22 protein-coding genes and 3 pseudogenes are annotated in these 18,339 nt (G+C 34.8%); 24 read left to right on the top strand and 1 reads right to left on the bottom strand.

Translation table 11 applies throughout. From position 1 onward, the window contains the following. The first annotated feature begins 32 nt into the window (after window positions 1-32). The 14 genes from HU830_RS01615 to HU830_RS01545 all read left to right on the top strand — a co-directional run bounded on the left by HU830_RS01615 (window position 33) and on the right by HU830_RS01545 (window position 7,660). Window positions 33-527: a restriction endonuclease FokI C-terminal domain-containing protein gene (locus tag HU830_RS01615; RefSeq protein WP_267463524.1), complete on the top strand. Its 495-nt coding sequence runs from the start codon at window positions 33-35 to the stop codon at window positions 525-527. 166 nt (window positions 528-693) lie between these two features. Further along, window positions 694-987, top strand: coding sequence for a hypothetical protein (locus HU830_RS01610; RefSeq protein WP_176942059.1), 294 nt, complete (start codon window positions 694-696; stop codon window positions 985-987). 80 nt (window positions 988-1,067) lie between these two features. Next, on the top strand, window positions 1,068-2,114 hold the full coding sequence (locus HU830_RS01605; protein ID WP_176942058.1) for a S8/S53 family peptidase: 1,047 nt from the start codon (window positions 1,068-1,070) through the stop codon (window positions 2,112-2,114). After that, the gene (locus HU830_RS01600; protein WP_176942057.1) at window positions 2,105-2,743 is read left to right on the top strand and encodes a DUF1611 domain-containing protein; all 639 of its coding nucleotides are present in this window, start codon (window positions 2,105-2,107) and stop codon (window positions 2,741-2,743) included. Before HU830_RS01605 ends, HU830_RS01600 begins: the two co-directional genes overlap by 10 nt. 16 nt (window positions 2,744-2,759) lie before the next feature. Continuing rightward, a complete protein-coding gene (locus tag HU830_RS01595) occupies window positions 2,760-3,482 on the top strand; it encodes an ATP-binding cassette domain-containing protein (RefSeq protein WP_176942056.1) in 723 nt (240 codons plus the stop codon). A 3-nt stretch (window positions 3,483-3,485) separates the two neighbouring features. After that, window positions 3,486-4,274 carry a hypothetical protein gene (locus HU830_RS01590; protein WP_176942055.1) on the top strand — a complete coding sequence of 263 codons (789 nt, stop codon included), beginning with the start codon at window positions 3,486-3,488 and terminating at the stop codon, window positions 4,272-4,274. A 20-nt stretch (window positions 4,275-4,294) separates the two neighbouring features. Next, on the top strand, window positions 4,295-4,537 hold the full coding sequence (locus HU830_RS01585; protein ID WP_176942054.1) for a hypothetical protein: 243 nt from the start codon (window positions 4,295-4,297) through the stop codon (window positions 4,535-4,537). A gap of 113 nt (window positions 4,538-4,650) precedes the next feature. Further along, window positions 4,651-5,181: a hypothetical protein gene (locus HU830_RS01580; RefSeq protein WP_176942053.1), complete on the top strand. Its 531-nt coding sequence runs from the start codon at window positions 4,651-4,653 to the stop codon at window positions 5,179-5,181. Further along, entirely contained in the window at window positions 5,156-5,410 is a 255-nt protein-coding gene (locus HU830_RS01575) for a hypothetical protein (RefSeq protein ID WP_176942052.1), read from the top strand. Before HU830_RS01580 ends, HU830_RS01575 begins: the two co-directional genes overlap by 26 nt. After that, window positions 5,407-6,090 (top strand): AMP-binding protein, encoded by a 684-nt coding sequence (locus HU830_RS01570; RefSeq protein ID WP_324196249.1) that lies wholly within the window; start codon window positions 5,407-5,409, stop codon window positions 6,088-6,090. Before HU830_RS01575 ends, HU830_RS01570 begins: the two co-directional genes overlap by 4 nt. A gap of 71 nt (window positions 6,091-6,161) precedes the next feature. Further along, window positions 6,162-6,509: an AMP-binding enzyme gene (locus HU830_RS01560; RefSeq protein WP_176942050.1), complete on the top strand. Its 348-nt coding sequence runs from the start codon at window positions 6,162-6,164 to the stop codon at window positions 6,507-6,509. Further along, entirely contained in the window at window positions 6,499-6,765 is a 267-nt protein-coding gene (locus HU830_RS01555) for an acyl carrier protein (RefSeq protein WP_176942049.1), read from the top strand. Before HU830_RS01560 ends, HU830_RS01555 begins: the two co-directional genes overlap by 11 nt. 9 nt (window positions 6,766-6,774) lie before the next feature. After that, window positions 6,775-7,230 carry a hypothetical protein gene (locus HU830_RS01550; protein ID WP_176942048.1) on the top strand — a complete coding sequence of 152 codons (456 nt, stop codon included), beginning with the start codon at window positions 6,775-6,777 and terminating at the stop codon, window positions 7,228-7,230. Window positions 7,231-7,249: 19 nt separating this feature from the next. Then, window positions 7,250-7,660: a hypothetical protein gene (locus HU830_RS01545; protein WP_176942047.1), complete on the top strand. Its 411-nt coding sequence runs from the start codon at window positions 7,250-7,252 to the stop codon at window positions 7,658-7,660. A gap of 182 nt (window positions 7,661-7,842) precedes the next feature. On the opposite strand, the gene HU830_RS01540 is transcribed toward HU830_RS01545, so the two are convergent. Beyond that, entirely contained in the window at window positions 7,843-8,358 is a 516-nt protein-coding gene (locus HU830_RS01540; RefSeq protein ID WP_228765689.1) for a recombinase family protein, read from the bottom strand. Between the two features lie 279 nt (window positions 8,359-8,637). On the opposite strand from HU830_RS01540, the gene HU830_RS01535 reads away from it, so the two are divergent. The 10 genes and pseudogenes from HU830_RS01535 to HU830_RS01490 all read left to right on the top strand — a co-directional run bounded on the left by HU830_RS01535 (window position 8,638) and on the right by HU830_RS01490 (window position 18,315). Continuing rightward, complete coding sequence (locus HU830_RS01535; RefSeq protein ID WP_176942046.1) at window positions 8,638-8,925, top strand: type II toxin-antitoxin system RelE/ParE family toxin; 288 nt, start codon at window positions 8,638-8,640, stop codon at window positions 8,923-8,925. A gap of 14 nt (window positions 8,926-8,939) precedes the next feature. Further along, on the top strand, window positions 8,940-9,236 hold the full coding sequence (locus HU830_RS01530; protein WP_176942045.1) for a HigA family addiction module antitoxin: 297 nt from the start codon (window positions 8,940-8,942) through the stop codon (window positions 9,234-9,236). Between the two features lie 179 nt (window positions 9,237-9,415). Continuing rightward, window positions 9,416-9,828: pseudogene (locus HU830_RS01525) on the top strand (Y-family DNA polymerase); the annotation flags it as partial. A 76-nt stretch (window positions 9,829-9,904) separates the two neighbouring features. Continuing rightward, a pseudogene (locus HU830_RS09070) lies at window positions 9,905-12,434 on the top strand (Tn3 family transposase); the annotation flags it as partial. A gap of 161 nt (window positions 12,435-12,595) precedes the next feature. Next, window positions 12,596-13,025 (top strand): annotated as a pseudogene (locus HU830_RS01515) (IS30 family transposase); the annotation flags it as partial. Window positions 13,026-13,492: 467 nt separating this feature from the next. Beyond that, complete coding sequence (locus HU830_RS01510) at window positions 13,493-14,344, top strand: ATP-binding protein (protein WP_176942044.1); 852 nt, start codon at window positions 13,493-13,495, stop codon at window positions 14,342-14,344. Beyond that, on the top strand, window positions 14,341-15,360 hold the full coding sequence (locus tag HU830_RS01505; protein ID WP_176942043.1) for an insulinase family protein: 1,020 nt from the start codon (window positions 14,341-14,343) through the stop codon (window positions 15,358-15,360). Before HU830_RS01510 ends, HU830_RS01505 begins: the two co-directional genes overlap by 4 nt. After that, window positions 15,317-16,243, top strand: a complete 927-nt coding sequence (locus HU830_RS01500; protein WP_176942042.1) for a hypothetical protein — start codon at window positions 15,317-15,319, stop codon at window positions 16,241-16,243. Before HU830_RS01505 ends, HU830_RS01500 begins: the two co-directional genes overlap by 44 nt. A gap of 445 nt (window positions 16,244-16,688) precedes the next feature. Beyond that, the gene (locus tag HU830_RS01495; RefSeq protein ID WP_176942041.1) at window positions 16,689-17,381 is read left to right on the top strand and encodes a nucleotidyltransferase domain-containing protein; all 693 of its coding nucleotides are present in this window, start codon (window positions 16,689-16,691) and stop codon (window positions 17,379-17,381) included. Further along, window positions 17,374-18,315, top strand: a complete 942-nt coding sequence (locus HU830_RS01490; RefSeq protein WP_176942040.1) for a hypothetical protein — start codon at window positions 17,374-17,376, stop codon at window positions 18,313-18,315. The genes HU830_RS01495 and HU830_RS01490 overlap by 8 nt, the downstream gene beginning before the upstream one ends. Window positions 18,316-18,339: the final 24 nt, after the last annotated feature.

Genomic DNA, 18,339 nt, shown 5'->3' with positions numbered 1-18,339 from the left:
AAGATTGTATCAATAACTTTAAATTGCCATAATTGAATATAACCAATAAACTAAGGGATAAAAATCTTGAAAGCATTAAGAATAACTTGCTAAATATGCTCACGGAAATTGATCCATCAGATATTGAACTGGTGGAAATGGCTTGGGGAAAATCACCTACGCGATCACAAAATACAGTGGATGCTACATTATTTGAAAGTAAGACTGTTGAAATCTTTAAAAAGTACTTCAAGTTGGAAGGCAATCATCTTGGACACACCAATAAGCCAGATGGAGTGGTCTATTGGACAGATAGGCTTTTCCCAAAATGGTTTGGTGGAGTTTATAACTTAGCATTTTTAATTTTTATGATTTACGTCATGATTACCAGAGGACAGGGACATTTGCTTTCTATGTTTCTAGTATTAATTATAGGCGGATCCATTATTAGCGGTTTTTGGCTATGGGCTCGTGAGAATAAGAAAAAGAAACAACAAAAAGAATTAGATAAAATGAAAGCTAAAGATATTGCTCGTAAAAACAATTAAGGAACCAAAATGTGGGTTTAATCAAGAACGTTTAGAAATAAACTCAAACTGTCATTGAATACTTCTAGATTTACTCAAATTAAAACTTTCATTTGCCTTGTATTGACAAGAAAAAAAATAGTGATACTTTTTAAGTGACAAATGATGATAAATCAGAGAGGATTGTATGAAAGCAAATGAGGAAAATGAAATTAAGCAAAAGATTAGTTCTATTTATTCCGATATTGGTGTTGTGATACAAGATGATAATCAGAAAGTATTGATGGACTCTCTGTCAATGGTTAATTTTTTAATTAACCTAGAAGACACTTTTGACCTAGTGATTGACTCCAGAACTACTCAAGAGCTTTTAGGTGCTACTCCTAAGCGTACAGCAAGTATCATAAAGAACTTAACTGAATTAAAAGGAGGTGAAAATTATGAAAAGCAAATTAATGATGTTGAAAGACGTTTTTTTTAACTTAGTATTGCGCGACAAACAACAAGTAGCTGTAGCTGGTCCTGTTGTTGTATCAAAACATACATAACTGGAGGGGTTATTTGAAAATTGTTGTTCTAGATGGGGGGTGTTATTCCTTTCATAGCCAAAACAGAAACCGGATAGTTAGGATTAATTTACCCAATTATAACTGTGAAAGTAAAACATCAAGTATGAACCATGGATCTGCAGTTACAAAAATAATTGATAATTACGTACAAGAAAGTACTATCATTTCCGTACAGGTTTTTGATGATAATCAAACGATTCGGGCTAGAAACTTGGCTTCCAGTATAAAGAAAAGTATAAATGAATTCCATCCAGATATTATTAATATAAGTATGGGTACTAGAAGTGATAGGGATGGTGAATTAAAGCAGGCTGTAAATTATGCTGTGGACCAAAAAGTTATTTTAGTATGTGCTGCTGACAACAGTGGGGCTATAAGCTACCCAGCTTTTTATAGAAACACTATTTCTGTTGTTTGCAACCACAGAGTGAAACGAATAAAGAGTTTTAATGTTGTCTATAATAATTGGATTGATATTTTAGCGTATTCTGGTCATTTTTCTGTTGAGATTAACAAAAACCAAGATTGGTTGATTGGATCTAGTTTTAGTACACCTGTTATCACAGCAATAATTAGCAGTATTTGGTCAGAGAAACTAGTCAGGCAGGGCAATTTTATAGTGAAAATAAAAAAGATAATGAGTCAAATGCAGCATTCTAATGGCTCTTTTAATCTTAAATACCACAATATAGCTAATGATTTGCTTACTTCCAAGGATAGAGCAATATTCCTACCCTTAAATAAAGAAATATTTACCATTATGAATAACTCTGATTTTGTTGTTCCACATATAATCTCAATCTATGACTATCACACAAGTTCAAAGATTGGAAAAACGACAGCAGATATTGGATATACAAGTTACGTGCCAAAGCAGGTTATACAGGATATGAGAGGTATTGATTGGGAATCCAAGGATTTCAATTCAGTAGTACTTGGACACGTTAAAGAAATATCATTGTTACTAAAAAAAGACTTATTATCTGAAATCATTGAAAAGTGCAATAAATATAAGAAAAAATTTATGCATTGGATTTAGTGAAAAATGAGAAACAATTATATAAAGAAAGATTCAGTGGTTCTTTATTTACTTTTAGTACACCCATTGTTGGCATTATTGGTACTTCAAGTAAGCAGGGAAAAGTAAGCTTACAACTTGAAATAACTAGATTTCTTAGAAAAACGGGATATGATGTTGGCCTTATGTTAACAGAACCATTTGCTGAGATAATTGGTTGTGAACATTACTGGCATTATGGCTATAATGCGACTAGGTTTTCATGGCAAGAGCATGTAATTGGGGCTAATAATGCTATGAAGAAGCTCGATGATGAAAAACATGACCTGATTGTGGCAGGATCACAGTCCCAGGTGATGTCCAGTAATAAGAAAAATATTGGTTTTATACCTGTTGAAACTCAATCTGTTCTGACAGGTATAAACGCTGATTGTTATGTTCTACTTTTTAATAGAAATGATTCTATGAACTTAATTATTAGAACAGTTAGATATATTGAATCTTATTATAATCGACCAGTGCTTGCTCTTGTAGAGTCAAGAGGAACTTCTGAGTTAGGAGATAGCTTAAAGAATCAGGCTAGCCTACCTATTTTGGGCCTCTCAGAGACTGGTAAGATAGTCAAAAAAATCTTAGATTTTTTTGACTAGGAAAGGTGGTGTATTTATGCAAATTGAAATTCAGAATCTAAGTAAAAAGTATAGCGCAAGACAAGTATTATTTGATATTAATCTATCAATAAATTTAGATAGTAAGGTAATAGGGTTAGTTGGCCCGAATGGTGCAGGAAAATCCACTCTAATGAGGGTGATAAGCGGAGTGCTATTACCAAATTCTGGGAAGATACTATTGAATGATGCTAACAAGCAGTCTGATTATAACCGGTGGGCATTGAAAAACACACTATATGTACCGGCTGGCGAACGAGGATTAATTAATAGACTCTCGTTAATTGATAATTTCAGATATTTTTGTGGTTTAAAAAATGTGAATTACAAAGATGGATTAGATTACTTTGAAAGTATGGCGCAGGCCCTTGAAATGAAGAATTTAATTCATCGTGACTATGACAAAATGTCAACAGGGCAAAAAAAATCAGCAGCTCTATTAAATGCACTGGCACTTAAAACAAAATTGATACTTTTAGATGAACCATCAAATGGATTAGATATTGACGCACAGGATGGGTTAAAACATGTATTAAACTTAACCAAAAACAATGGGCATCAAAAAGTGCTTGTATCTTCTCACGATGTAAATCTTTTAACAAGCGTTTGTGATGGTTACGTGTTCATCAGAGAAGGACATATTATCGCAAAGTTGAACTCACCAGCGAGCCATGAAGATTTGATTGACCTATATCATCAATCATTTAAAAAGGAGGGATAATATATGAGTGGAATTATGCGAATGATTAAAATGGAAGCACTAAGAGAATTTGAAGTGAGAACAAAGTATAAGATACAGTTTCTAAGCAGTATCGCAATATATACTGTAACCTATCTTATTGTTATATATATTGCAAGCTCTCCAACGATGGCTGCGTATTATCATACTTCTGTAGTAACAGGAAAGGTCTTAATATTAATAGGATACCTTTACTGGAATGCCGGTATTCTAGGAATGGATGCAGCATCCGATTCGATTGAGTCTGATGCGAAGGCGGGAATATTAGAGTCTGAACTACAAAGTCCCCACCCCCTGTGGCTTTTGATTATAATTCGCAGTGGGGTTAATAATATTCTTGGTATATTTTATTTTCTTGTAATTATAACACTGTCTGCGTTTTCAATTAAGTTAACTTTATTAAAGGCTTTAACGTTAGTAATACAATTACTCTTAATTTCTATACTCTCAAATATTGGAATGTCTGGTATTGGATTTATATTTGGTGCAGTTTCCATACATGTAAAGCGTGTTGGACAGTGGACAACAACAATCCAAACAGCTTTATTATTAATTGGAAATATAACTATTCCATTGTTCAGCCCGTTTCAAAATGTTATTCCATTTGTTTCTGGTATTGAAATATCGAGGCTAATATATTTACAACACAGCATTCCGATAGATTTAATATTAACTTATATTGCCGTCAACCTTATGTGGCTAATCATAGGTATTTGTATTTTTCAATATAGCATTAAGTATGAAAAAACAAACGGCTCATTTGAAGTCTTTTAGACGATAGAAAGGGGGATACCATGGCTGAAAGTAAGCCTGCTATGCAGTGTTTGAGTGGCCCCATCATGTTGGCTATAGAAAGAATATATGGTGTAAAGGTTCCAGAGGAATTTTTAATGGTTGACCCAGGATTCTTGAATATACAATTAAATAAAGAGAACCTTACTTTTGATACCAATGTCAATGACATTATTCTAAATTACATTGGCCGTGATACCAAAGTTGAAAGTTTTAATAATATATCATTAAGCAAAATTACATAACCGTTTGTTATTAACTTACCTGTACGTTATCTAAAATATGCTTCTGTTTATACCACATCAGAGAACTTGAACTACCATCATTTTGTTCTCCTTACGTCTGTGGGGGAAAAACAATGAGAGTTTTTGATTCATATGTGCCTTCAAACCCCATCAAATCGATGTCTGGTGAAATATGTATAGATAATAACATGAACGATGTGAGAATTTTGAAAATTAATTTTCAAAATTTGCTTCAATGGATAGTTATAAATAGATCTTTGGATACTATATTTAGCGAGTTGATGAAAATAAGAAAAATATTCGTTCCTTGGACTGAATTAAATGATTTTGTCAAAGGACTTTCAATAAAGGACGCACGTAAAATGGCATATAACTTAGCAGATAGTAATATCCCTGCTACACGCATGGCAACAGTAAAGATAATTTGTGAAAAAACCAGAAAAATTGATCTATTATCTAATTTAACTTTATGGCAACAGCAATGGATTCTTCTGCGCGTGTGTTTATATAAATATTCAATAACTCAAAATATTTTGGACCGACAGGAAGTTCAAAATGTAATAGAAAAACTGAAGGAGCAGGATAAATATTTATTGGCATATATAGGGAGCGAATATTATGATTCAAGTAAAAGAAATAATTGAAGGAAAAACTTGGAAGAAAATTTCCAAAGATGTGTGCGAATTGTATGGATTCTTGAAATCTAATAGAAACAAAACTGAGATAATGTTGACGACTACTAGTGCCAAGAACATGATTACTTGTGTTTTTGCAACATGGCTATCTGGTAAAACGTTCTCATTTTATACTGGAAAACAATTAAAAGTTAGGAAAAATACGATTGTAATTACTGATGAGTTACTAAAAAAATAATTTCCCACAACAATACACCTGCTCTTAATTATTTACCTGACATTAACACTATTTGGAATGAAATATGTGATAAGTCAAAGCTAAGTAATAACATTGCAATGCTAATTAATACCAGTGGGTCAACCAGGACACCTAAGAGTGTGGTTATTTCTCTTAATAGCGTGGTTCATCATGTAAATTACATGTCTAGAAAATTTAAGCTTAACAAAGAAACAATAGAACTTGTTTCTTTGCCAATTTCATCAACGGCTGTACTCTTCTCACAACTTTTACCAGTAGCCATATCTCAGGGAACTTTAAAAATTAATCAAATTCCATTTAATATTCCTGATTTAATGCAGAATCTTAGTAATAGTTATGATTTTATGGGTATTACCCCAACCATATTGCGCATTCTAGATAAGGTCGGGTATAACTGGAGGTCTGTAGGAGTAAAGGCAGTTGCCGTTGGGGGAGAAAAAATTGACTTTGAACACTTAAAGCACATTAATGGGTTAATAAATAGAGAAGCTTTTTTCCCAATGTATGGGTTGACAGAAACTCTAGGAGTTTTTTGTATGGGAGGCCCCAATGATAAAGCATGTCCACCTGGATCGGTTGGAAAAGCTTGCCCTGAGTGGAATATAAGAATCATGAAAGATGAGTTGCAAGTGAAGAGTCAATACAATACCTCGCTCTAGGGTATCTAAACGAAGACTATCAATTATCTCCCTTAAAATTAACACATGACGGTTGGTTTCAGACTGGAGACATGGCTAAAGTAGATTCCAATGGTTATATTTATATCCTTGGACGAAAAAAGAATGTGATTATTTCAGGTGGCGTAAATATCTATCCAGAAGAGATTGAGACAGTCCTGGAGAGAATGCCCAGTGTAAAACATGTATTTGTGGAAAAAACAAAAAATGAAGTTTTAGGAGAAGTACCGGTAGCAAAAGTCGTGATGAACGAGAATTTTAAGTTTGTTGAAAGTAATTTATATGAATTTGCAAGGAAAAACTTAGATACATTAAAGATACCTCGAAAAATTGAACAATATACGGATAAAGTTTCTCTGTTAGGATTGGGGAAAGTTGGAATGGAAAAACATGATTATTGATGAAATATATATTAAAAAAATAATATTAAAATATACGCCTAATGAAATAAAAATTGAAGATATTAATAATAATTCAAGGGTAAGGGATGACTTATTGATTGATTCATTATCATACATCTCACTAATTATTGATCTTGAAAGAAAATTTAAAATAAAGCTCACTACAAGCCCAAACTTATTTAATGACAAGGTGGATTTCCAAACAATTAAAAAAGAAATTGGACAACAAATTAATTTATTACAGAATAAGGATTGAGGAGCTAACATGCTTATCGAATTCAAAGAAGCTTTGACTGATAGTGATCGTTTGTATTTAAAAGCCTGCTATAATACGAATAACATTGGTAAACGTTCTTTAATAATAGACACTTATATTATTTATTCTGGTAATCACCGGCTAGGAGTATTTATTGCCAATATTACACGAGATAATAATGTTCAATTTTCAGAGCCAATTATATATTTACAACATTTTTCAATATTTACACAAGCAGTATTCAAAAAAGTTTTAGTGTTCTTATTTTTTGATATGAAGGTAAATTTCCTGCTCATAAAAATATACAATACTAATAAGCTAATGATTAATCTTGCAAATAATTTTAATTTTAATTTCTGTGGTGAGATTAAGGATGTGGATATTCTTGGAAGAGGAATATGTTTTTATCAATTAGACAAAAAAGATATACTAGAGCTCTTTAAAAATGAGGATGAATTAATATAAAGATTGTTTGAGGAAAGATATGATTGATATAATAAAAGCCAAAAAAAATCGTACTATTCGTTGTTGGTGGCATACTGATATGGTGGGTACTGGCAAGATGGAGTGGTATCAATGTAAATATCGAGGTAAAAGAATAGCCAGTTTTATTATTTTTAACTTAGACGATGTGAATAAAAAAGTTGTGACTGTAAAAATTTTTATGAACACTAGACTTCACGGGAGCAAGTGCTTGTATGAGATTATAAATTACATTGAGAATGTCTTAAATAAGCATGCATTAATTGGAGTTCAGCAAAATAATTTGCTGGTTAATTATATTCTATTAAAGTGTACAGTTACAGAAAAGCGGGTCACATTAAGTGATTTTTTTAGAAGAGGTAATACCAGTGCACATTTATATATATATGAATCTATCTTTGGTGCTAGTTGAATTTAGGTCGCTAAGTCACGCAAAAAACTGACAGCCAGAATTATCAGTCGGCTTTTTATTGGCTATTAGCTGGTTTAATGTTTGGTGGTAAAGAATCATATAACATAATGTTCCTGTTGTTGAGATAATTGTTTTTGATCTTGTAAACCAGATTACGTAAAACACCATTATCTCGTGCAATCTCAGCAACCGTAATTTTTGTCCTTGTTGTTTAGTATGTAAAAGTTCAACGATTCGTTCATAAGTATGCCTTTTTTGTAGATTTTTAGAATCGGACGTATATTGGGGGGCCCTCCTTGATAAACACCATGCTGTTTAGCTAGTTCAATTCCCTGACGTTGCCGTTCACGGATCTCGATCCGCTCATTTTCAGCCGTATACTTGTAAATCTCTAAAACTAGATTGGTTAAGAGCCGTTGTAAATTTTCATCTTGAACATTATCAAAGGTAGGTAGATTTAAAACACGCAGCACAACTTTTTTATGCTCAATGTACTCAATTATATCCAAAATATCTTGGTTATTTCGTCCTAGTCGATCCAAACTCAAAACGATTACTTGATCATCTTCGTGAATGTAATTCAGCATATTTTTCAAAGCCGATCGATTGATATCTTTTCCAGAAATTTTTTCCCAGAAAATTTTTTTCACCCCGGCTTTTTTTAAACTAGTCAGTTGTTTTTCTAGATTTTGATCCAACGTACTGACTCATGCATAGCCAACTTGCATTTTGTGACCTCTTTCTAAAAAACAGAATGAACATGTATAAATAACACATGCTGCAAAAGTAAAAGAATAGGTCAATAGTCTTTATTTTCCTGTTCTTTGCTCGCTAATTCACTATAACACAAAGCGTTATCTCAGGGTACACCCAAAAGATACTATTTTTAACTGAGTTGCATATACACTTATTACGTGTATAATAAAAAGGCAGAAGTAGTAGGACAGTTTAGTCTACAGAAAGTATCTAATTTTGTCATGATAAAAGATTTTGCTGATAAAGAAACCAAAAAAATATATAACCAGAATTTTTCAAAGAAATTACCGCAAGATATCCAAAAAATAAGTTTGCGCAAATTAATTATGATTGATAGCGCCGAAAATATTAATGATTTACGAATACCGCCAGCAAATCATTTGGAACAATTACACGGTAATCGCGAAGGTCAATATAGTATTAGAATTAATAATCAATATCGAATTTGTTTTAATTTCAAAGATAGGAATTGCTTTTATAATGTAGAAATTACTGATTATCACCACTAAGGAGGAAAAATAAAATGACCACAAAAATACCAACACCAACAATTAGTGAAATTTTAAAAGAAGAATTTATGAGGCCCTTAGACATCTCGACCTATGCTTTAGCCAAGAATATTGGCGTAGCAACCTCGAGGATTCAAGATATCTTACACGGTCGCAGAAGAATCACTATTGATACCTCAATCAGATTGGGGAGATTTTTTGGAGTATCCGATAAGTATTTTTTTAATCTCCAAAACGAGATTGATTTTCGCAATGAAAAAAGTGCACATGCCAGTTCTTACATTAAAATAAAACCATATCAATATGCGTAAAAGATAAAAGTTATAAATTATTGAGCTGATCAAAAATCAGACAAAAAATAACCGCCTTAGCTCTGGCAAGCTAGCGGTTATTTAACCAAATGCAGCCACCGTCTTAAACGGCTCTACATGGGAAGTCCTATTATCAGCGGGGCTTCCTTTTTCTTACCCACATTATAGCGTGACTATAAGTGACTTTCGACTATTTTAAATCAGTTTTGTTCTTTCTAATCGACAACAAAAGCTTCTATGCCAGTTGTGAAGCACTGGCTCGGGGACTGTGAATCCCCTTAGTTGTCCTTAGCGAAGCTAAAAACACCAATGGCGGCCTAATTTTGGCTACTTCACTCGAAGCCAAGCAATTATTTCATATCAAAGCCAATGTCTCACGTAAACGTGATTTACCTAATGATCCGCGACTGTGGATTTTCCCACCATGCATGAATCTCTATATCGAACGTAACTTACAAATTAACCAAATCTTCCACCAATTTACGACTGAAAAAGAAGTTTGGCCGTATTCAATTGACGAAAGTAATTAGGCTTATACACCACAGTTGGCATTGGTGACAATCCGACCCAAACTAAGCTTGCCCTCGATGTATAGGCTTTTTATTTGCAAAAACTACACCCCAAAAATACTCTAATTTCACTTGTATGGCTCAAACATTCATTACTAAATAGATGAAAAAATCTTGTTACCAGGAATCACGACTTTTGAACGCTTTGTCAGCCAAATCATTGAATTAGCTGCTGAGCAAATCGATCAAGCTATCGCTGCGATGCCAACGGCGGCTGAGATTCACCAATTAAAAAAACTATTAATGGCGGTTGAAACGCCTGTGGATGGCGCCACGATTCGCATGGATGTCCTGCGAAAGCCGGTAATGGATGAAAGTCGCAAGGAGATTCAACGTGGTTTTCAACGGCTACGACAATTTGAACAGTTTCAAACCGACAGTTGGCAATTAGCCACGATTCCAGAAGGTAAACTAAAACAGCTTGCCCAATATGCGTTTAACGCCAAAGCCAGTCTGATTAAACGAATGAAGCCAATCCGCCAAACGGCCTTACTAGTCGCGTTTATTTACGAATATCGCCGACGAGTGATGGATGAGCAACTATTGGCACTTTCACGCTTCTACGAGGCGCTCTTTAAACGCGCTAAGAATAAAGAAACTAAGGAACGGATACGCACTTTAAAAGATTTAGATCATGCGGCGTTAACTTTAGCAAAAATTGTAAGCTTAGTCCTAGACGACACCGTTGATCAGCAAACCTTACGACCAACGATCCTGCAACAATATGGGCCGGATAATATTCAATCAGCTGTGACCCAGGTGAATCAGCTGGTGCATAATGATGAAGAGCCGATTGCCATTGAAGAATTGTTAACCTCCTATCGCAAATTCAGAAAATTTATTCCCGATATATTAGCAACGATTGACTTTGTCGGTACCCACTATGGTCAAGCCAGCTTAACGGTTTGGCGGTTAATTGAACAGCGTTTTCCTCGGCCAATTACCTATCCGATGTTTCAAAGGATCGAGGACCAGCTCCCGAAAAAATGGCAGTATTATATCCACCAGCACCCCAACCTCACGAATCAGTGCGTTCTAATTGCGGGTATTGAGCAATTGATGCATGGCCTTAAACGGCATGATATTTATGTAACCCAAAGCGAGCGATACACCGATCCGATGGCTTGTTTGATTGATCAAGCCACCTGGCAGCAGCAAAAAGCAATCTTAATTCAGCAATTAGACTTGCCGGCAACCGGCCAAGCAGCCGTTGACATGCTTGAAACTGACTTAGAACTTTCGTATCAAGAAACGCTAAAAAATTGGCCGGCTTCAGAGATGGGCCGGATTGAACAAGTTGATGGACACGATAAAATTGTGGTTGCCAAACTACGCAAAGTACGAGAACACAAAGATGAATTGGCTTTTCGAAATCGCGTCCGGCGGTTAATTCCCAAGATCGATTTATCCGATCTCCTGCTAGAAGTGAATCAACAGCTACAGTTAACCCATTGTTTTACCCATCTGAATGCCGGGGAGACCAAAATGAAGCATGTAGATATCAGTATCTTAGCCGTACTATTGGCAGAAGCTTGTAATATCGGGATTTCACCGGTGGCCAAGAAGACGGATCGCAATTTAAAATATGACCGCCTCCTGTACATTGACCATCAATATTTGCGATTAGATACCCTATCAGCGGCTAATCACCGGATTATTAATGCCCATTGGCAACTGAAAATCGCTCAAATTTGGGGTGACGGGCAAATGGCTTCAGCAGATGGTATTCGTTATGTCACGCCGCAGCCCGCGCTATTTTGGTCGCGGTTGGGGGATTACTTTCTACAACTTCGTTTCAGATCAATACATTGGCTTTTATGGTATGGTCGTGGCCGGAACTTTACGCAATTCGCTGTATTTATTGGCAGGTTTTTTGAATCAAACCAGTGATTTAGAACCCCAGCAGATTATGACGGATACTGCGGGTTACAGTGACTTAGTTTTTGGGTTGTTTGGCCTCCTAGGTTTTCAATTTAGTCCCCGAATTGCAAATAATCAGGGGACTAAGCTCTGGCGTTGTGATCCACAGGCCGATTATCAAATTCTCAACCAGGTCTCTCAAAATCGGATTAACCGTCAATTAATTGCGGATAATTGGGACGATATTCTCCGAGTAGCCACCTCGCTAAAATCAGGGAAGGTCAACGCCACTGAATTAACACAAGCCTTACAGCGGGAAGGCCATCCAACCCAACTAGGCAAAGCAATTACGGAGTATGGCAAAGTTTATAAAACGAAACATCAACTGCGCTATCTTTCCGATGAGGGTTATGCCCGGCAAATTTTAGAGCAACTTAATAAGGGGGAAGCCCGCCACGCCCTCTGCCGTAGCATTTTCTATGGCCGGAAAGGCAAACTGTATCAGACTTATTTTGATGGTATGGAGGAACAATTAACTGCGCTCAGTCTGGTGACCAATGCTATCATTTATTGGAACACCTTATATATAGCAGCAATTATTGACAAGATGAAAACGGAGGGGTATCAATGTGACGATGAAATGATCGGTAAACTATCGCCACTGATGTTTGAGCATATCAATTTTATTGGCCAGTATACATTTCAATATGATGAAGCCCTCGCAGATGGCCAATTACGACCATTAGATACGCCTGAGGAAAATAGCTAATGTTCGGGATTTAATTTCTACCGCTACTTTTTGTGAGAATGTTCCGAGCAAATAGTGACTTAGTTCAGTAACTAAAAATCCAAAACGTTGATTTAACAGCGTTTTGGATTTTTGATTAAGGCGCCTACCGCTACTTTCCGTATGGATGTTCCATTGACCCCAGTAAGGCCGTTTTATTAACTTTACTTGATCGTAAATCACGTTTTCTTTGGGCCTATCAATTAAAAGATCAGACGGCAGCAGCTGTTAATGAGGCCTTAATGAAGTTTCTAGCAACTTTTAAGGGGCCGGTACACAGCTTTACTGTCGATCGCGGCACTGAGTTTAGCAATCTAGTGTCATTTGAATCACAATACGATATTCCGACCTATTACTGCCATGCTTATACGCCAGCTGAACGCGGCAGTAATGAACAATTTAATCGGAACTTACGTTATTTTTACCCTAAGGGGACTTGTTTTGAGCACATTAGTGCTCAAGATTTAACAACGACGTTACTCTAAATTAATCAGAGACCTCTTAAAATACTTAACTGGCAGGCAAACACCTTACCAGGTTATGTTGACCAATTTGTCAAAAAATTCGGATTAAATTTGCAATCTACCAGATACTCTTTCGTAAAATCACCGCTTTCTAATCATTAATTAATTTTAAATAAGAAATATATATCCAACAGAAAAAATATATTTCTTAAAGTGCCTTTGTTATGGGGTTGTTGTAGGAATCGAATGAGCAAAGATTAAAGAATAATTAATTTACGCTTAAAAAGCATTGCATTATATCTTTAGCGGATGTATGATGTTCCCAATCCAAAACAGGTATCTAGAAGATGATACTTGTTTGATAGAGAGGTGATTCATGATGACTCAAAACAAATCCGATCAAACAATTGACTTGGCCGAGATTGAAGAATTCGATGGCGGTGAAACAGGATTCTTAGCGAAGAAACAATTTCTACTACATTAGCTTTTAAGTTAGAAATAAAAGGGTGAAGGGCAAGGTTAAATCCTTTGCTCCTCACCCTTTTATTTCTAGTTTACAACAAGGGGATAGCTAGTATGGATATTGAGGAAATGATTGAAAATATTAGGAATGAATTTTCTAGTATTGAGAACAATGCACATATTTCATTGAAACTAACAAATGATATAAATAAAATTATAGCTCCAAATGCTGAGCTTATCGGAATTAATGAAGTCTGTAGTGTATGGAGTGATCAGAAATTTGTGTATTTTGATTATGGGCATTCTATCCGTAAACAAAGTGAAAGCTTACTGGAGCTTTATTATGATGAGACCTTGAATGATCAAGTAGATGTTATGTATGGACTGCTCAGGGGAGGAGTCACGGAACTTGTAAGACAAAAGATTTTAGAAAATGCAGTTTGGGGCATACATGCTTCTTTAGTAAGAAATCCACAAACAAATAGGGCAGTTCTGTTTATAGGGCCGAAAGGTAGTGGAAAAACGTCAAGTGCCCTGAACCTGGTAGCAAATGGATGGGAGTTACTAACGGACGAATTTGTTGCTATTAGTGAAGACGGTACGATTCAAGCATTGAGCAGGTGCCCAGGTATATATATGCGAGATCTAAAAAAATTTCATCCTGAATTTTTAAAGAAAAGTTGGATAAAATCCAAAAGTGTAATCAATAGTGAGGCAAAAGTTCTGTTGAATTTACAAACACCAAAATTTTCAACTCTTTCAATTTCACAGGTTAAGTGCTTTTGCTTATTATCTAGGGAACAGGTAACGTCAACCCTTAACCCGGTTTATCTCAAGTCACAATTTGTAAAGGGTAAGTGTTTCAAATATAAATTGGGCATGTCAATTTTCAAAGAGATTTTAAATGATAGTGTGGGTTATAAAGCTTCAGACGATTTTCATAAGTTAGTGGAGGTGAGACTATGAGTGGGTTTCAAACGATAGCATATGGTGCAGGTGCACCATTTGGATCGATTTCTGATCCGGCTGGCAAATCAGGATTAGCACATTTAACAGAACATCTGATATTTGAAACAAGTTCTAATAAAAAAATGATGGATTCTATGAATAAAGCAGGTATTGCATTTAATGGTGCGACATCATTTGATTTTACTTTGTTTTATGTTCAGAGCTTAAACGAGGATGATGATTTGACCAAAACATTTATGGAAAATATTTTTTGCAATTTTGACGTTTCTGAAGAAAAAATGTTGAGTGAAAAGAAATTAGTTATAAGAGAAATAAAACATTATTTTTTGGATAATTTTGAATTACTAATTGCAAAATTATCCGCTAATCCGGACGAAATTCCTATTTTAGGAAGTATTGAGTCTTTAGAGCGTATTAAATTAGCAGATATTTATTCTAAGGTTGAGGAGCTTAAAAAATTTAGCAATTTAATTTCATCAGATACGGATGCCAAAAATACCATTATTCGTGTTAATAGTCTTAATAATGCCAAAGTAATTCAATCAAAAGGTATTCAGTCATTCTACTCAAAAACAGTTCCCACTGAAGAGACTTGTTACACAGTGAAGATACACGTATTAGGAAGTGAAAATATTAGCATCTTACTACAGGAATTTTTGACTACATTGACAGGAGTCTTGCGTAGTAAGGGCCTAATCTATCGTTCACAAACTGTTCAAACAAAGAACAAGGACGGTATGGATATATACTTCTGTGTATCGATTGCCAAAAAGGAATTCAAACGGACTAGAGAACTAGTATTGCAATATTTGAATACGTTCAAGGATTTCGCTAGTAAGAACTTTGAAATGGCCAATGTTGTTCAAAAGAAACAGATTTTAATGAAAGATAACCCGATTGGAAGAGTAAAAACGTTATTTTACGAAAGCCTTCAGAATGTAGGGCACGGCAAAAAAGAGAGTGATTTTAATGAATCAGGTATTGAGATCAGCGAAGCAACCATGGAATCCTAAGTATATTTTGGCTCCGGGTACAGTGATTGAACAAATCGACGATACAACCCAATACATGGTTATAACGAGGAAAACGAGTTTTAAGGTAAAAAAATATTATGCCAAAGTATTGCTAAGCTTCAATCAAGAAACAGAATTAGATGAGAAATATTCCAAAGCTGATCTTGACTTAATCGCCTTTTTTTTAGATAGACATGTAATTGTTCCAGTACGAGCAGGTTCTGGATTTACTTTTGGAAGGTTTTGGTCGATGATTTATAGAATTGTTCGAATCCGAATTCCTATTAATTTGGAGAATATAGTGGTTCGACCCAAACATATATCAATTCTAACAGGTTTGAGTGTGACATTTATTGTCATGGGACTTACGTCTGTCTATTTAAATAGGCAACTACTGATATTTGAAGAATTAAATCGTAATGATTTGCTGGTTATCTATTTCTCAGTTGTTTTGACAGCGATTCTTCATGAGATATTTGAAACGTTGTATACGCTATCTGTAGGGAGTCGAGTTCGCGAAGCTGCAATTAGAATAACCTGGTTTATGTTTTTATCATTTACAACAAATAAGGTATATCTATATGAGAAAGATAAAAGTGATCGTATCTACGTATTTTCAAGAGTAATTATTTCTATGTTAGGATTTGTCGGAATCGTTTTTAGTTTAGCAGCATTAGAATTTCAAATGGGCAATGATATGATGGGTGTTTTTCTAAAAAAATACGCGTACGCAGCCCTGATTATGGTCGGAATTTCCATATATCCATTTCTTTTTAGAAGTGATGGATACAGTCTTTTTCAAGAAATAACTGGTGTTTACGGTGTTAGGAAACGTTTTTTTTCGAAGATTTTTAAGAAATCATCAACGGAAAGAATCGGTTAAGCAAAAATTGGTATCTACAGTGTGGGGCGTGTTATTTATTTTGTCCGCGTTAGCGGTTGTTTTTGCGGCATTTAAAGGAATTCGAATTATACCTTAAGGGAGCGATCATATGCTTAATATAGTTGCAGAATATACGCTTTTGTTAATCACGGTATTAATGAGTATTACGACACTTATCAATTTTAAAGAGTTTCGTACGGGTTCGCGGTTATTGCAAATCTCAGGGAGTCTCAATATATTAAGTATGGTTTTAGTATTGCTGGTCTTCATTGTAGGTACTAATTTGCTAATTAAAATCACAGTCACTGTTGCAACATGTATAATTGCTGCGGCCGCAATTATGCATGGAATTGCAATTAATAATTTCCATTTAAAGCATCACATTGTTCGAGTCCTAGTTTTTCTTGTCATAATATTTCTGGTCTGGGTATAGGGGGGGATTATATTGATAGCGGAGTATATAGAACAGAATAAAAAATTGAAGAAACTTGATATTATTGGAATGATTCAGCATGGATCAACAGTTATGGGAGTGTCCAATGATTTAAGTGATTTAGATATATTTGTTGTAGTTGATGGTTATCATGCTAAAGAGCTAGTTGTGGATATATTTCAACATCAGAAAATTCATTTACAAATCATTAACGTACATGAATTTGAAAAATTCGTTAATACATTCGTCCAACAAGTATTAGATGCTAAGCATGATTTAAATTTAATGAGTGGTCGGGTAATTTCCGGTAAAGTTCTGCAGGATAGAGATGACACATTAAAGCGCATTTTAGCTACAGCAAAAAATAAACTTGATTTTAATACCTTAGAAAAAAAGTTTTATTATCAGTTTTTGAATGACCTTACGGATACAAAGGTCGCGGACAAGTATGTCAGGGCTATGGTGGTTGGTAATGCAGTTGATTCATTGGGAACCATGGTTTTGGTGGAAAATCGAATTACAACCTTAAATCAAAAGTGGCTACCATTATTGTTAAAGGATCTGCTAACGGATGATGAATTTCAAGAATATATAAGTTTGCGTTTTTCTTCAATTAATATCGGTGAAAATGAGATTAATACACGCTTAAAACGTTTAGCAGTGTGGCTCGCGAGAAAAAAAGTCAGAGGTGATACTAATGAATAAGTACAAAGCGGTGCTTCAAAAGGGAAAATTGTCTATCTGCGATAATCTGGTAGATGCAAATGTTCCAATAAGTGATATCTTGGAACGGTTTAACTTGGTGGCAGCTATTTCAGATATAAAGATGTTGTTTTCCTCAGATGAGAAAAGTATTTTAAACGAATTGAATAAATACTATTTTTTAACAGCCTCTATTATGAATCATAATGTGCTAATGCCAGTTGAAATATTCAAGTTTTCAAAAGTGGAAAGTTATGATGAGGTTGACTACGTTAGTTTAGATGAAGGTGAGTTCATTAAGGGGCAGTCAACAAATGGAACGCTGTTTACTAGAACCTCATTTTGTAATGTTGAATATATGAGCAGCGTTGTGTTGATTCAATATGTTGATCTAAAAAAGTTACTCAAGGACTTTTTATTACTCCAAAAAATTATTGAAGCTAGAATAACTGAAACAATGCTAAAAAGAGGAGTTTACCCAATTCATGGAGTAATTGGAGAATTTAATGGTAAGAAAAAGCTTTTACTAGGCATATCAAATGCTGGTAAAACCAGCTACTTTTCTCAAGGGCACATTTTAGCAGATGAAATTATCTATATTTCTAGTAATGACATATTTGGGTTGCCATACGTAAGATCATATGTCCAAACTGGAGGAAATGAAAGTTATGCTGGAGTCCAGCGACATGTTAGAAAAATCGAACCGATGGAATTAAAAACGTCTGATATTTCAGATATAGCATTCATAAAAAGAATGTATAATGGAGATCAACAATTAATGGACTATATCCACGGATGGCCAGATAATGTAGAGTTTGTACTTCAGGAGTATTTGAAAGACTTGCCTGGAAAATCTTTTATAAATGATTTGTCTAATGAAACGTATCTGTTGAGTAAAGTCATACCCACAGTTTTACCGATGATGACTGAGTCTTAAGATAAAATCTGTATCTTACAGGTA

The organism is Bombilactobacillus apium (assembly GCF_013385145.1).
Taxonomy (GTDB): domain Bacteria; phylum Bacillota; class Bacilli; order Lactobacillales; family Lactobacillaceae; genus Bombilactobacillus; species Bombilactobacillus apium.
The sequence above is the reverse complement of the archived record's forward strand: the minus strand, read 5'-3'. Positions and strand labels throughout refer to the sequence as shown.